Genomic DNA, 777 nt, shown 5'->3' on the forward strand with positions numbered 1-777 from the left:
GCCTCACCTTCTGGCAGGGTGTACGGCACGTAATCGCGTTCAACAACGCGATTGTCTGCGAGGGTGAGCTCCTCGTTTTGAACCGCCTCCCGGCGTTCAATCCGATCTGCTATGCCTTGGATAAACCCCTCAGGATCGGCGAACTGGTTTTTGAGCTCTTCAGCCGCCGCAGCACAGTCACGCCCAACAAGTTCGTCACTATCGATAGGTTTGCCAAGTGTTTCGCCCAGTAGGTCATTTGCCATGAGTACGTCACGCTCGGCATCTTCGACGAGCACTCCCATCGGCAGGTTTTCAACGATTGTACGGAGAACAGTATTCGTCTGCTTAAGCTTCTGCTCGCGCTCTTTGCGCTCAGTGATGTCCCGGTTTGTACAGATAAGACCGCCATCGTCAAGCAGTGAGAGCGTGATCTCTTGAGAGACTGTGGTCCCGTCGCGTCGCTTACCCACAGTCTCGCCTCGCCACTCACCTTTCTCTTCGACTACTGGCAAGACGTCCCGTTCGATCCGTGTGATCTCGTCGTCGCCATACAGTCGTCGCCAGGTGCTGCCGAGGAGTTCACCGGCCTCGTAATCGAAGATATCGGCATGGGCTTGGTTCATGTAGATATACTCGTGGTCCTCGTTCAGGATCGAGATACCGTCCATCGCCGCTTCCATCGCAGCGGACTGCATCTCTAGTTCGGTTTTTCTTTTTTTACGTTGGGTGATGTCTGTTGAGATCCCGAGCACAGCGTTGCTGTCGGTTTCTACTGGGTCGTAAGGGATCTTTGTC

At 54.4% G+C, this 777-nt stretch carries 1 protein-coding gene; it reads right to left on the reverse strand.

Features of this window, described 5'->3' with window-relative positions:
* Positions 1-777: PAS domain-containing protein (locus tag EXE45_RS17130; protein WP_137695040.1), on the reverse strand; the 777-nt coding region annotated here is incomplete at both ends.

This window comes from Halorubrum sp. SP9, from assembly GCF_005435015.1.
GTDB classification, from domain to species: Archaea; Halobacteriota; Halobacteria; order Halobacteriales; family Haloferacaceae; genus Halorubrum; species Halorubrum sodomense.